Origin of the sequence: Mycobacterium sp. SMC-19 (assembly GCF_045310815.1) — a bacterium.
Classification (GTDB): Bacteria; Actinomycetota; Actinomycetes; order Mycobacteriales; family Mycobacteriaceae; genus Mycobacterium.
Genome location: NZ_JBJIAM010000009.1, coordinates 153,776 through 168,502, shown reverse-complemented (window position 1 = coordinate 168,502; position 14,727 = coordinate 153,776). Strand labels below are relative to the sequence as shown.

9 protein-coding genes are annotated in these 14,727 nt (G+C 67.1%); 3 read left to right on the top strand and 6 right to left on the bottom strand.

The annotated features are described in order from the left end of the window. Positions 1 to 6: 6 nt before the first annotated feature. Both hsaC and hsaA read right to left on the bottom strand, forming a co-directional pair. Positions 7 to 906, bottom strand: coding sequence for an iron-dependent extradiol dioxygenase HsaC (gene hsaC / locus ACJH5R_RS19035; protein ID WP_406759719.1), 900 nt, complete (start codon positions 904 to 906; stop codon positions 7 to 9). 50 nt (positions 907 to 956) lie between these two features. After that, on the bottom strand, positions 957 to 2,147 hold the full coding sequence (gene hsaA / locus ACJH5R_RS19030) for a 3-hydroxy-9,10-secoandrosta-1,3,5(10)-triene-9,17-dione monooxygenase oxygenase subunit (RefSeq protein ID WP_406759718.1): 1,191 nt from the start codon (positions 2,145 to 2,147) through the stop codon (positions 957 to 959). A gap of 173 nt (positions 2,148 to 2,320) precedes the next feature. Here hsaA and ACJH5R_RS19025 point away from each other — a divergent pair, with 173 nt between their 5' ends. Further along, complete coding sequence (locus tag ACJH5R_RS19025; RefSeq protein WP_406759784.1) at positions 2,321 to 3,409, top strand: 2Fe-2S iron-sulfur cluster-binding protein; 1,089 nt, start codon at positions 2,321 to 2,323, stop codon at positions 3,407 to 3,409. Between the two features lie 23 nt (positions 3,410 to 3,432). Beyond that, on the top strand, positions 3,433 to 3,990 hold the full coding sequence (locus ACJH5R_RS19020; protein ID WP_406759717.1) for a hypothetical protein: 558 nt from the start codon (positions 3,433 to 3,435) through the stop codon (positions 3,988 to 3,990). An 8-nt stretch (positions 3,991 to 3,998) separates the two neighbouring features. On the opposite strand, the gene ACJH5R_RS19015 is transcribed toward ACJH5R_RS19020, so the two are convergent. The 4 genes from ACJH5R_RS19015 to ACJH5R_RS19000 form a co-directional block, all read right to left on the bottom strand. Further along, positions 3,999 to 8,138, bottom strand: coding sequence for a molybdopterin-dependent oxidoreductase (locus ACJH5R_RS19015; protein WP_406759716.1), 4,140 nt, complete (start codon positions 8,136 to 8,138; stop codon positions 3,999 to 4,001). Between the two features lie 155 nt (positions 8,139 to 8,293). Then, positions 8,294 to 10,036 carry a malto-oligosyltrehalose trehalohydrolase gene (gene treZ, locus ACJH5R_RS19010; RefSeq protein WP_406759715.1) on the bottom strand — a complete coding sequence of 581 codons (1,743 nt, stop codon included), beginning with the start codon at positions 10,034 to 10,036 and terminating at the stop codon, positions 8,294 to 8,296. After that, positions 10,029 to 12,329: a malto-oligosyltrehalose synthase gene (treY, locus tag ACJH5R_RS19005; protein WP_406759714.1), complete on the bottom strand. Its 2,301-nt coding sequence runs from the start codon at positions 12,327 to 12,329 to the stop codon at positions 10,029 to 10,031. The genes treZ and treY overlap by 8 nt, the downstream gene beginning before the upstream one ends. A gap of 3 nt (positions 12,330 to 12,332) precedes the next feature. Continuing rightward, the gene (locus tag ACJH5R_RS19000) at positions 12,333 to 12,584 is read right to left on the bottom strand and encodes a hypothetical protein (RefSeq protein ID WP_406759713.1); all 252 of its coding nucleotides are present in this window, start codon (positions 12,582 to 12,584) and stop codon (positions 12,333 to 12,335) included. A 123-nt stretch (positions 12,585 to 12,707) separates the two neighbouring features. On the opposite strand from ACJH5R_RS19000, the gene malQ reads away from it, so the two are divergent. Then, positions 12,708 to 14,705: a 4-alpha-glucanotransferase gene (gene malQ / locus ACJH5R_RS18995; protein ID WP_406759712.1), complete on the top strand. Its 1,998-nt coding sequence runs from the start codon at positions 12,708 to 12,710 to the stop codon at positions 14,703 to 14,705. Positions 14,706 to 14,727 lie beyond the last annotated feature (22 nt).

The window sequence follows — 14,727 nt, the reverse complement described above, 5'->3', positions numbered from 1 at the left end:
TCACTGCTACTGCATACCCACAGTGAAGTCATGCCCCCAGAGGCTGACCGCGGTGCTCTCCCGAGCCACCCAGTCATCGTCGTCGACCTCGAGGCCTTCGCAGCCGAACTCGATCTGAAAACCGCTGGGCGCCTTCATGTAGAACGACAGCATCTTGTCGTTGACGTGCCGTCCCAGGGTGGCGGCCATCGGCACCTTGCGGCGGTAGGCGCGGTCCAGGGCGAGCCCGACGTCGTCGGCGCTCTCCACTTCGACCATCAGGTGCACGATTCCGGTCGGAGTCGGCATCGGCAGGAAGGCCAGGCTGTGGTGACGCGGGTTGCAGCCGAAGAACCGCAGCCAGGCCGGGTCGCCGTCAGCGGGGCGCCCGACCATCTGCGGGGGCAGCCGCATCGAGTCACGCAGCCGGAATCCGAGCACGTCGCGGTAGAAGTGCAGCGCCTCGGCGTCGTCCTTGGTCGACAGCACCACGTGGCCCAGGCCCTGTTCTTCGGTGACGAACCGGTGCCCGTAGGGGCTGACCACGCGGCGGTGCTGCAGCGCCACCCCGTGGAAGACCTCCAGGTGATTGCCCGACGGGTCGTCGAACGCGATCATCTCCTGGACGCTGCGCTCGGCCAGCTCCGCGGCGGTGGCTTCCTTGTAGGGCGTGCCCTCGGCGTCCAGGCGCTGCCGAATCTCGGCCAGCCCTGCGGCGTTGGCGCATTCCCACCCCGATACCAGCAGCCGGTCGGTGTCCCCCGGCACGATCACCAGGCGGGCGGGGAACTCGTCCATCCGCAGGTACAGCGCACCGTCGGTGGTACCGGATCCCTCGACCATGCCGAGGACCTTCAGTCCGAAGTCCCGCCAGGCCGCCATGTCGGTGGCCTGGATCCGCAGGTAGCCCAGCGAACGGATACTCATCGGTGATACCTCCAGCAAGCTCTTCTATGTCCCAGCCAGGTCCAGTTCGATCAGACCATGGTGTCGCCGGGCGGCAACCCGAACTCGTGGTTACCGAAGATCATGTATGCGCGCTCGGGGTCATTGGCCGCGTGCACCCGACCCGCATGCGCGTCGCGCCAGAACCGCTGCACCGGAGCGTCGTTGGACAGCGCGGTGGCGCCGGCCGCCTCGAACAGCCGGTCGATGGAGGCGATGGCCCGGCCGGTGGCACGGACCTGATCGCGCCGGGCCCGGGCCCGCAGCTCGAACGGGATCTCCTGGCCGGCGGACAGCAGCGCGTACTCGTCGCCGACGTTGCCGATCAGCTGACGCCAGCCGGCGTCGATGTCACTGGCGGCCTCGGCGATCCGGACCTTGGCGAACGGGTCGTCCTTGGCCTTCTCGCCGGCGAACGCCGCGCGCACCCGCTTGCCCTGGTGCTCGACGTGAGCGTCGTAGGCGCCGAAGGCCATGCCCATGATCGGCGTCGAGATGGTGGTCGGGTGGATGGTGCCCCACGGCATCTTGTAGACCGGCGCGGTGTTGGTCTGGTAGCCGCCGGCGGTGCCGTCGTTCATGGCCCGGTAGGACAGGAAGCGGTGCCGCGGCACGAACGCGTCCTTGACCACGACGGTGTTGCTGCCGGTGCCGCGCAGACCGACCACGTGCCACACGTCGTCGATGCGGTAGTCGGAGATCGGGATCAGGAAGCTGCCGAAGTCGACCGGCTTGCCGTCCTTGATCACCGGGCCGCCCAGGAATGCCCAGGTGGCGTGGTCACAGCCCGACGACCAGTTCCACGAGCCGTTGACGATGTAGCCGTCGGCGGTCTCGGTGACCACACCGGCGCCCATCGGCGCATACGACGAGGAGATCCGGACGCCTGTGTCCTCGCCCCAGACGTCTTCCTGGGCCTGCTGGTCGAACAGCGCCAGGTGCCAGTTGTGCACGCCGATGATTCCGGCGACCCAACCGGTGGAGCCGCAGGCACTGGCCAGCCGGCGTACCGCCTCGTAGAAGAGGGTCGGGTCGCACTGCAGGCCGCCCCACTGCTCGGGCTGCAGCAGCCGGAAGAAACCGGCGTCCTCGAGCGCCTTGACGTTGGCGTCGGGCAGCTTGCGCAGGTCTTCGGTCTCCTGGGCGCGCTCACGCAACTGCGGCAGAAGGTCGTCGATGGCGGCCAACACCGACTGCGCGTCACGCTGTTGAATGGACGTCACTAGATTGCCTCCCAGAAGTGAACAGGTTCATCGGCGGTGTTTTCCAACCAGCCTAGAGTGAGATTAGAACACGTTCCGATTTGTGTCGAGCGGGGTGTTCCTGCAGCTGGTAGCAATACCGGACCACTTTTCTGTAACCTGTTCTAGTTATGACCGAAGATGAAGGGCGGCCCGTGACGGAGACCATTCCGGACGAACCACTCGGCAGTCACGTCCTGGAACTGCAGATCACGCAAGTCGTCACCGAGACCGACGATGCGCGTTCGCTGGTATTCGGCGTGCCGGACGGGCCAGACGACCCGGAGATCCCTGAGCAGCGCTTGAAGTACTTGCCGGGCCAGTTCCTGACGCTGCGAATCCCCAGCGATCAGACCGGCTCGGTGGCCCGCTGCTACTCGCTGTGCAGCTCGCCCTTCACCGACGACTCGCTGGCGGTCACCGTCAAGCGGACCGTCGACGGCTACGCATCGAACTGGCTGTGCGACAACGCCCGGCCCGGGATGCGCGTCCATGTGCTGGCGCCCTCGGGAACCTTCGTGCCCAAGTCACTGGACGCCGACTTTCTGCTGCTGGCCGCCGGCAGCGGGATCACCCCGATGATGGCGATCTGCAAATCGGCGCTGTCGCAGGGCAGCGGCAAGGTGGTGCTGGTCTACGCCAACCGCGACGAGCGGTCGGTGATCTTCGGCGCCGCGCTGCGCGAGCTGGTCGACAAATACCCCGACCGGCTGACGGTCCTGCACTGGCTGGAGTCGGTCCAGGGCCTGCCGAGTCGTGCGGCGCTGGCACAGCTGGCCGCCCCCTACACCGATCGCCAGGTCTTCATCTGCGGTCCGGGCCCCTTCATGGCGGCCGCTCGCGAGGCCCTGGATGCCTGCAACGTCCCGGCCGATCAGGTCCATCTGGAGGTGTTCAAGTCGCTGGACAGCGACCCGTTCGCCGCGGTCAAGATCACCGAAGCTCCCGAAGGCGAGCAGGCCGCGGCGCCGGCCACCGTCATCGTCGAGCTGGACGGCGAGAAGCACGAGTTCGCGTGGCCCCGGCACGTCAAACTGCTCGATCTGCTGCTCGACAAGGGCCTCGACGCCCCGTTCTCCTGCCGGGAGGGCCACTGCGGCGCGTGCGCCTGTGAGCTGAAGAAGGGCAAGGTCTCCATGGAGATCAACGACGTGCTCGAACCCCAGGACCTCGCCGAAGGGCTGATCCTGGCCTGCCAAGCCCATCCCGAGACCGATTCGGTGGAAGTGACCTACGACGAGTGATGTCCGGTCTAGGTTGGTGCGACATGAAGCGGTTGCTGATGATCCCAGCGGCCTTGACGCTGTTGGCGGCGCTGATCCCGTCCGCGATCGCGTCGGCGGCCAGTGACACCAAGACCACGTTGTTCCCGGTGAACGACGCCGATCAGCTGCAGACTCACAGCTGGGTCGACTGCAGCGCACCGCCGCTGTGCCGATTCACCGTCGGGGTGCAACTGCAGACGCCCGCGGGGATGGCCGGGTTCCCGCCGGACCTGTGGGCTCGCCAAAGCACCGAGATCCGCTCGTCCAAGCGCACCGCCTACCTGGACGTGCACACCGACGGCGGTGAGGGCTGGTTCAAGGACCGCGGCGGCCCGGGAACCAAGGTGTTCAAGGACGGCACCGGCGCGGTGATCCAATCGATGTACTACGGCGAGGGCCCGCCGGAGAAATACCAGACCAACGGCAGCATCGATGTCCTGGAATACTCCACCGGCCGGCCCAAGACCGACGCCAACGTGATCGTGTGCACCCATGTGCAGGTGGTCTACGCCGGAGTCAACCTGACCACGCCGTCCACCTGCGCCCAGACGGTTTTTTAGAGGCGCACTCAGTACACGTCGCGCTGGTAGCGACCGGCGGACGACAGCGCCCGCACATGGGCCTTGGCGGCGTCGCGGGCGAGCAGCCCATGGCGCGCGGCGATATCGCAGATCGCGCGGTCGACCTCCTTGGCCATCTGGCTGGCATCGCCGCACACGTAGAGGTGTGCGCCGTCCTGCAACCACGCCCATACTTGGGCGCCGCGCGCGCGGAGCAGGTCTTGTACGTAGACCTTCTCCGGCTGATCGCGGGAGAACGCCAGATCGAGTTCGGTGAGGAAACCGCTGGCGTGCATGTCGTTCAGCTCGTCGCGGTAGTAGAAATCGGTGGCGGCATTGCGTTCGCCGAAGAACAACCAGTTCCGGCCTCGGTGCCCGAGCGCACGGCGCTGCTGCAGGAAACCACGGAACGGTGCGACGCCGGTCCCGGGCCCAATCATGATCATCGGAGCGTTGGGATCCGCCGGCGGCCGGAAATGATTGGTGGGCTGTACGAATATCCCGATCTCGGCGTCGTCGCTTCGATCAGCCAGATACGTCGAGCACACGCCGCCGCGCGGCATTCCCTGACATTCATAACGCACTGCGCCGACCGTCACGTGCACCTCGCCCGGATTGTCCACGCATGCCGACGAAATCGAATACATCCGCGGCGTCAGCGGTTTGAGCACGGCAAGCCAGTCGTCGACGGCGGCATGGACCGGGGTTGCGGCCAGCACATCCACCGACTGGCGACCCCACATCCAGTCCGTCAGCACGGCTTTGTTCTCCGGCCGCAACAACTCGACCAGCTCGCGGTCTTGACTGCGCTGCGCCACGAACCGTAGTAATTCACCGGTGACACGGGCGATCTCGAATCGCTCGACCAGGGCTTGTCGCAATGGCATCGATCCGTAGTCGGCGGCCTCGACGACGTGCCCGCCATCGAGGCCGGTCACCGTCAGCCATTCGTCTACCAGTGCGGCGCAGTTGCGTGGCCACACCCCGAGCGCATCACCGGCCTGATAGCTCAGAGACTTGTCCGGGAGCTCGAACACCAGCTGCCGCACCTCTTTGGTCGAACCCGGTCCGCTGAGCACGGTGTTACGTATCAGCCTGGTGAGCAGCGGGTTCTTCCTGCTGTACCGCCCCGGTACCCGCGACGAGCGGGCCGCGACGGGAGCCGCCACAGCCGGTGCCGACGCGGCGCCCAGCGCCCCGCGGAGCGTACTGAACCACTCGTCCACGGCGTCGTCGTAGTCGGGCTCGCAGTCGACACGGTCCAGCATGCGGGTGGCGCCGAGTTCTGCCAGCCGGGTATCGAGTTTGCGCCCGTAACCACAGAAGTCGTCGTAGTTGGAGTCGCCCAGCGCCAGCACGGCGTAGCGCGTGTCGGTGAGTTGCGGTGTGCCCTCGGCGGATAACTCGTCCCAAAGGACAGCGCCGTTGTCGGGCGGCTCACCGTCGCCGGTGGTGCTGGAGACCAGGATCAACTGTCGGGTTGCGGACAGGTCGGTCACCGGGAAGTCGTTCATCGTGTGCAGCGCGACCGGAAGTCCGGCCTCGCCGAGGTGTGCCGCGCAACGGGCGGCCACCTCTTCGGCATTGCCGGTCTGCGAGGCCCACAACACCACGATCGACTCAGGCCGAGACCCGATGTCCTGGGGTGGGGACGCCGCCGGCGTTGGGCACCGGGAGAACAACCCGGCCAACAGGCCGTCTACCCACATTCGGGTGGCCGGCTCCAGCGGTGCGTTGGCCGGTACCGTCGGCACACCGCTGGCGCTGCGCCCGGCCTCGGTGCGGAGCGCGGTCAGCAACCCACTCAGATATATGCGCTCCATGGGAGCGAATGAGGGCACCGTGGTCACGGATTCCCCACTGAGCCCGAACAATTCGATGAGGGTATCCACCCGGTCCAAGCTGACTTGGCCGGTCTTCGGCGTCTCGGGCGTTTCCGGTTCGGGCGGCGAATCGACCAGAACCTTCGCCAAGGTGACCGCACACGCCTTGTACTCCGGCTGTTGCGATGTCGGGTCGACGGCGTCATTGGTGACGGCGTTGATCGACAGGTATTCACCGAACGCGTCGTTCCAGTGGAACGGAGCGAAACAGTTCCCCGGCCGCACCCGATCGGTGACCACCGCCGGGAGCACGGCCCGGCCCCGGCGCGAGGCGATCTCCACCGCATCGCCCTCGACGGCGCCCAGTCGGATGGCGTCGTCGGGGTGGATCTCCACGAACGGGCCCGGGTTGAGCTTGTTGAGTTTGGCGACCTTTCCGGTCTTGGTCATGGTGTGCCACTGATGCGGCAGCCGTCCGGTATTGAGCAGGAAGGGATAGTCGTCATCGGGCATCTCGTCGGGCAGCAGGTGCGGACGGGGGTAGAAGACCGCTCGGCCGGACTCGGTCGCGAACGCCAACCGCGGCACGCCGCCGTCCTCGCGGACCACCAGTGTCTGACTGACCCCGTCGTTGAGGTAGCGGATCGGGTGGCGGTCTTGCGCGCTCTCCGGCGGGCAGGGCCACTGGATCGGGCTCTGACGCAATCGCTCGTAGCTGATTCCGCGTAGGTCGTAGCCGGTCTTGGGGTTGGCGAATCGTTTGATCTCTTCGAACACGTCCTCGGCGCTCGAGTAGTCGAACGCGTTGGCGTAACCCATTTCTGCCGCGACGCGGGCGATGATCTGCCAGTCCGGCAACGATTGCCCGACCGGGTCGACCGCCTGCTGAAAGAGCGTGAGATTACGCTCGGAGTTGACCATCACGCCGTCGCACTCGCTCCACAACGCCGCCGGTAGCAGCACATCGGCGTAGGCGCTGGTCTCGGTGTCGGCGAACGCGTCCTGGGCGATCACCAGCTCAGCCCGTTCCAGCCCTTCCAGCACCGTCTTGCGATTGGCCACTGTGGCAACCGGATTGGTGCAGATGATCCAGCACGCCTTGATCTGGCCATCGGCCATCCGCGCGAACATGTCGATGGTGCCGGCGCCCACCTCGGTGCGCAGCGAGCCGCGCGGGATACCCCAGATGTCCTCGACGAATTCGCGATCGTCGGCGCAGACGACGCTGCGCTGACCCGGTAGACCCGGGCCCATGTAACCCATTTCCCGGCCGCCCATCGCATTGGGCTGACCGGTCAGGGAGAACGGCCCGCTGCCGGTCTTGCAGATGGCTCCGGTGGCCAGGTGCAGATTGCAGATGGCGTTGGTGTTCCAGGTTCCGTGGGTGCTCTGGTTGAGTCCCATCGTCCAGCAGCTCATCCAGTTGCCCGCCTCGCCGATCCACTCCGCGGCGGTGCGGATGTCGTCCTCGGGGATTCCGGTGAGCTCGGCCACCACCTCCGGCGTGAACTGTTCGAGGAAGCTGGGCATGACCTCCCAGCCCTGCGTGTACTCGGCGATGAATTCGTCATCGGTGTGGCCATTCGCGACGATCAGGTGCAGCAGCCCGTTGAGCAGCGCCAGATCGGTTCCGGGCGCGATCTGCAAGAACAGGTCGGCCTTCTCCGCGGTGGCAGTGCGGCGCGGGTCGACGACGATCAGCTTGGCGCCGGCCTTGACGCGATCCATCATCCGCAGGAACAGAATCGGGTGGCAGTCGGCCATATTCGCGCCGATCACGAAGAACACGTCGGCGTGATCGAAGTCCTGATAGGAGCCGGGCGGCCCGTCGGCGCCGAGTGACTGCTTGTAGCCGCTGCCCGCGCTGGCCATACACAGCCGCGAGTTGGACTCGATCTGATTGGTGCCGATGAAGCCTTTGGCGAGCTTGTTCGCCAGGTATTGGGCCTCGGTGGACATCTGGCCGGAGACGTAAAGCGCTACGGCATCGGGCCCGTGCTGGTCGATGATCGCCCGCAGCCGGCCGGCACAGTGGGTGATGGCGGCGTCGATGTCGGTCGGCTCGACGGGCTCGTCGCGTTCGGGCCGCAGGTAAGCCGATTCCATGCGGCCGGGTGCGGCGAGCAGGTCGGCGGTCGTGGCTCCCTTGGTGCACAGTCGGCCGAAGTTGGTCGGGTGGGATTGGTCGCCGGTGGATTTGGCCACCCGGCGACGCCCGCTGGCCGGATCGGTTTCGACCTGCAGCACCACGCCGCAGCCGACCCCGCAGTAGGCGCAGAGACTGGAGACGGCCGGTGCGCGCGGGGAGTCGTCTGACGTGGGCACGGAAGCTCACCTCCTGCGGTTGCGGGCCTTGCCGCCACCCTGCCGCGCCCAGGTTTCAAGATCATTTCAGGACCATTACCACGCGTTGCGATATTCCTGCAGAGTTGCCGACCGGAGGTGATGCCGACGTCATCGCGGGAAGAATGTTGCGTGAATCACTTCGGGGCCAAGGACTTCTGGGGCAGACGCAGAACCGCGAACGAATGCCCCGGCAACCGTGTGATGTCGCTCTCACACTCTGGTGTCCCCCAGCCCAGTACCAGCTCGCCACAGACCGGCACACTCACCGTGTCCTCGCCGAGATTGCAGACGAGCAGCAGCGGACCGCGGCGCATGGCGATCCATCGCCTGTCCTCGTCGTAGTCGATCACGAGCTGGCTCAACCAGGGGCCGACCGGATCGATCTCGGTGCGCAGCCCGATCAGCGCCTGGTAGAGGCGGAGCAGCTGCACGTGGCGTTGGTCTTCGAGCTCGCCCCACGCCAGCTTGGACCGGTGGAAGGTATCGGGATCCTGCGGGTCGGGGATCTCGTCGGCGTTCCAGCCGTGCTCGGCGAACTCGGCCTTGCGGCCTTCGGCGGTGGCGCGTGCCACCTGTGGGTCCTCATGGGAACTGAAGAATTGAAACGGGGTGAGCGCACCCCATTCCTCCCCCATGAAAAGCATTGCGGTATAGGGCGACAGCAGTACCAGCGCAGCTTTTATCGCGAGTTGCCCGGCGGTCAGGTTCTGCGATGGGCGGTCACCGAGCGCGCGGTTGCCGACCTGGTCGTGCGTGCACGTGTAGGCCAATAGGCGGGTGGCCGGGATCTGTGAGATCGGCAACGGCCGGCCATGGCGCCGGCGGCGAAACGACGAGTAGGTGGCCGCATGGAAGAAGCCGTTGCGCAACGTGGTCGCCAGGGTGGCCATGCTCCCGAAGTCGGCGTAATAGCCTTGCCGCTCGCCGGATACCGCGGTGTGGATGGCGTGGTGGATGTCGTCATCCCATTGCGCGGTGATCCCGTAACCGCCGTCCTCGCGCCGGGTGACGGTCCGTGGGTCGTTGCGATCGCTTTCCGCGATGAGTGACAGCGGACGCCCCAGCTGCGCGGCAAGCGCGTCGGTTTCGGCAGCCAGCTCCTCAAGAATATTGATCGCTGTGGTGTCCACCAGCGCGTGCACGGCGTCCAGTCGGAGGCCGTCGACGTGGAAGACGCGCATCCAGCGCAGCGCACAGTCGATGATGTAGCGGCGTACTTCGTCGGAGTCGGCGCCGTCGATGTTGATGGAATTGCCCCATGGGTTACGGGCTTGCGACAGGTACGGCCCGAAGCGGGGAAGGAAATTCCCGGACGGCCCAAGGTGATTGAAGACGGCATCGATCAGCACGCCGAGGCCGCGTTCATGGCAGGCGTCGACAAAGCGCGCCAACCCATCCGGGCCGCCATAGGGCTCATGCACGGCGTACCACAACACACCGTCGTATCCCCAGCCGTGCTCACCGGAGAAGGCGTTGACCGGCATCAGTTCCACGAAGTCGACGCCCAGATCGACCAGGTGATCCAGCTTGGCGATCGCGGAGTCGAATGTGCCGACGGGCGTGAATGTGCCGATGTGCAGTTCGTAGATCACCGCGCCTTCGACCGGCCTTCCCTTCCAGTCGTCGTCGGTCCATTTCAGGCTGGACGCATCCCACAAGGCCGAGCGCGCGTGCACTCCGTCGGGCTGGCGGGCCGACCGCGGATCCGGGAGTACCTGCGGGTCGTCATCGAGCAGGTAGCCGTAGCGCGCATCCGGCGCCACGTCGACCGTCGTTCGCCACCACCCATCATCCGAACGGGCCATCGGGTGCGGCACCCCGTCGACATCGAGGCCGACGACTGCCGAATTCGGTGCCCAGACGGCGAACTCAGTCATCGACACGCTCCAGCAGCACAACCGGTAGATCGGCGAACAACTCGACGGCCCGCACCGGCCCGCTGTGTCTGATGCCGGAGAGCACGTCAGACCACGTGCCGGGAGGCAGCGCGACCACCGTATCGCCCCACCCGGTGCCCTGCAGGCGCACCGTCCACCGGCTGACCGCCACCACTACGTCATCGCCCCGGCGAAAAGCCACGACCTGATCTCCGGCCGCGCCCGACGCCGGCAGGGGCTGATAGCCGCCGTGCAGGAAGGTGTCGGGACGTGCTCGTCTCATCTGCAGCGCGGCGGCGACCACCCGCATCTTCCGGTGCCGATGCAAAGACTCCAGCGCTTCGCGGCGCGCGGCGTAGTCGACCGGTCGCCGGTTGTCCGGGTCGACCAAACTGTCATCGCAGAGTTCGGTGCCCTGATAGACGTCCGGGATGCCGGGGACGGTCAGGGCCAAGAGCTTCTGGCCGAGGATGTCGCTGTCGATGTGCGGAGCGAGTTCGGCAACGAACTGCGTCAGCTCCTGAGCGATGGGGCCATCCAGTATGTCGTCGAGCCATCGGTGCAGCGCACCCTCGAACTCTGCGTCGGGGTCGTGCCACGATGTCCGGCGGTCCGCCTCGCGAACCGCCTTTTCGGCATAGGCGTGCAACCGCTCGCGCAGTGCGGTGGTCACCCGGCCGTCGGCTGGCCACACACCGAAAATGTTCTGCCACAGGAAAAGTCCGGTAGCCAGATCGGGTGCGGGCGTCCTGGATTCCCAACGAGCGACGAACTCCGCCCATAACGACGGCACCTGCGACAGCACGCCGATGCGCGCCCGTACATCCTCGCCGCGTTTGGTGTCGTGGGTGGACAGCGTCGTCATGGTCTGCGGCCAATGCCGAGCCCGGGTGGCGGCCCGGTGATGAAACTCGGCCGAGCCCACACCGAAATACTGTGGGTTGCCGCCGACTTCGTTGAGCGACACCAGCCGGGCATCCCGGTAGAACAGGCAGTCTTCGGTTGCCTTGGCGGTCACCGCTCCGCACAGCTGTTGCAGCCGCACCGCTGCTTCCCCACCGTCGGCGATCGCAGCCGCGAGGACTGCAAGCGGTTCGTCGAGTTCGGGCCGCTGCGCATGCGCGTGTGCCAGCGCCACCGGCAATATCGCCGCCAACCCGGGATAGTCGCCGCGATAGACACCCACCTGACCGAGCACGGCCACGATGGCGTCGGCCAACCGCGGATGGTCGGCGCCGGCGGCACTCACCACACAACGACACAGCCGCGCCAGCTCGCTGCCCAGCGTCTCGGCAGCGGCGATCTCCTTCTGCTCGGCCAGCAGGATCGGCATCGCGCGGTAGTCAACGCCGGCGGTTTCACACAACTCGGTCAGCGCCGGTTCACCGTTCGGGTCGATGAACAACCCGCCGATCTCCCGCAGGACGTCGTAACCGGTGGAGCCGGCCACCGGAAGGTTGACGTCGAGTGACTCGTCAACGGCCAGAATCTTTTCCACGACGATCCAGGCGTCAGGTCCGACCAGCTCCCGCAGCCATTGCAGATACCCCTGCGGATCCGCCAGCCCATCCGGGTGGTCGACCCGCACCCCATCGACAAGGCCCGCGTCGAACCAGCGCGCCAGCTCGGCGTGCCAGGCGTCGAAGACCACCCGGTCCTCTTGACGCAGGCCGGCCAGCGACGTGATCGAGAAGAAGCGGCGGTATCCACAGCCGCCGTTGCGCCAGCCGACCAGCCGATAGTGCTGGCGATCGTGGACTTGGGCTCCGCTGCCGGCGCCGGTTCCGGGCGCGATCGGAAACACCAGATCACCCAGACGGAGCGACTCGCCGTCGACGGCCAGGTCGGCGACGTCGTCGTCAGAGCCCAGTACCGGCAGCATGATTCGTCCGTCACCAAGGTCCCAATCGATGTCGAAGAACGCGGCATACCGCGAGGATCGGCCGTGCTTGAGCACGTCCCACCACCACGGGTTCTGCTCGGGCCTTTGCACGCCGACATGATTGGGCACGATGTCGATGATCAGACCGATCCCGCGGGCATGCGCGGCCGCCGAGAGCCGCGCCAAACCCGCCGGGCCGCCCAGCTCGGCGGAGACCGTGGTCGGATCGACGACGTCGTAACCATGGCTCGATCCGCGCACCGCGGTCATGATCGGCGAGAGGTAGAGGTGCGAAATCCCCAGCGCATCGAAATAGCCGAGAAGTTTCTCGACGTCGGCGAAGGTGAACGCGAAGCCGCTTTCTGCGCCCCGCAGCTGTAACCGGTAGGTGGACAGCACTGGGCGGGCCATGCGTTAGCGCACTTTCCTCAAGACCAGCAGCGAAACGGGCAGCGCGCCCCCGGGTCGCACGGCCTGCTCAGCGCGGGATGCCGGCTCTGCGGTGTCCAATTCGACGGTCCATTCTGGGGCGTAATCCTTGCCGGGAACGGCGAACTCGCCCGTCCCCTCGTGCGCATTGAAGCACAGCAGGAACCGGTCAACCACCCCGCCGGACCTCGGGCAATGCCCGTCCTCGCCCAATTTCGTCAGCACTTTCGATTCCACCCGCCTTTGCCGACGGGGGCTACCCGCCCGCCGCCCGGTCAAACTATCGCCTGCTACGACACTACGGTCCGGTTCACGATGCAGACTGTTGAAATGCACCCCGGGTGGGTATAGGCGTTGTTCGTGGCACCCGATGACCTACGCCGGCTGGCCGCGGCACACGGCGTAGCCACCGCCTATCGCAACGAACGGCGCGAGTTGGTGCAGGTGGATGCCGACGTCGTTGTCCGGGTTCTTCGGCTGATGGAAGTCGAGGCGGGCAACCAAGCCGCCCGTCGTCATGAGTTGCTCAGGCTGGACGAACGCGAGCGTGCGGGCGGCTCGCCTCCGACGGCCGCCGTGCGGGTGACCGGCACTGCCCTACCGTTTCCCGGGGCCGCCGCACTGGTGAGCGAGGACGGCGAGCGCACGGTGGTGCGCGATGAACTGCCCGCCGAGCTGTCGCCGGGCTGGTACCAAGTTGAGCTGCGCAGCGGCCAAGAGGCCACCCTGGTGGCGGCTCCGACGCGGGTGCCGCAGGCGCCGGATGCCTGGGGATGGATGCTGCAGCTGTACGCGTTGCGGTCCGCGCGCTCCTGGGGAATCGGCGACCTGTCAGACCTGCGGGATTGGGTGTCCTGGACAGCCGCCGAGCACGGCGCCGGCGCGGTGCTGCTCAATCCGCTGCACGCGCCGGGGCCGACGCATCCGGTGCAGCCGTCACCGTATACGCCGTCGAGCCGGCGGTTCGCCAACCCGTTGGCACTGTGCGTCGTTGACCTGGCCGCCTACCAGCGCGCCGATCCGGACACCCGGGCGGAGGTCGACGCGCTGCGGGTCGCTGCGGACACCGCACGAATCGACTACGACCTGGTCTGGGCAGCCAAACGCTCGGCCCTGGAGTTGCTCTGGCGTGCTGAAGGGCGTCCCAGCGGGCTTGACGAGTCGTCGGAGCCCCGGGCGCTGCGTGACTGGGCCACCTACTGCGCACTGGCCGAACGCCACGGTGGTCGGTGGTCCGGTTGGCCTGCGCCGCTGCAGGACGTAACCGGCGCCGCGGTGGCGGCCGCGCGGCGGGAGCTCGCGCCGAGGGTCGCGTTTCATGCGTGGGTGCAGCAGCGCTGCACCGAGCAGCTGCTGGCGGTGCAGCGCGCCGCCAGGGACTCGGGCATGGCCGTGGGCGTGCTGCACGACCTGGCCGTCGGCGTCGACGGCGATGGCGCCGATGCGTGGGCCCTGGCCGACGTACTGGCCGTTGAGGCCAGCGTCGGCGCGCCCCCGGATACGTTCAGCCCTCGCGGACAGGACTGGTGTCTACCGCCCTGGCGGCCGGACCGCTTGGCGGCCACCGGCTACCGCGCGGTGCGCGACATGTTGCGGGCCGTCCTGGCCCACGCGGACGGTGTGCGTATCGATCACGTCGCCGGCTTGTGGCGGCTGTGGTGGATCCCGCCTGGCGAGAGCCCCGATCGCGGCACCTACGTCCACTACGACGCCGACGTCATGATCGCGGTGCTGGCGCTGGAGGCGCATCGCGCCAACGCCGTCGTCATCGGCGAGGACCTGGGCACCGTCGAACCCTCCGTCACCCGTGCGCTGGCCGACAACGGAATGCTGGGATGCGCGGTCTCCTGGTTCACCCGCGACGATTCGGCCCCCGGTCAGCCGTTACTTCCGCCGGGGAAGTGGCCCGCGCGGGTGGCTGCCAGCATCTCCACCCACGACCTACCCACCGCGGCCGGATTCTTCCGCGCCGAGCATGTGCGGGCACGCGCGGAGCGGGGTCTGCTCGACGACGTGGCGGCCGCGCAGGACGCCGCCGAGAAAGAACGCGCCGAATGGCTGGCGCTGCTGCGTTCCGAAGGGTTCCTCGAGCATGACGACATGGCCCCGGATGAGCCGCGAATCATCGACGCCATGCACCGTTTCTTGGCAGCCACGCCGAGCCGGCTGAAACTCCTCTCCCCTTACGACGTGCTGGCCGAACCCTGTCAGCCCAACCTGCCCGGCACCGTCGACCAGTATCCGAACTGGCGCCTGCCGCTGTCCGAGCCTCTTGAGCTGTTGCAGACCGATCCGAGGATCGCCCGCACTGCCGCGTTGTTCTCGCACGATCACGGTCACCAAACCTCCGCCAGGTAATCACGTCCGGAATGGGGTACAT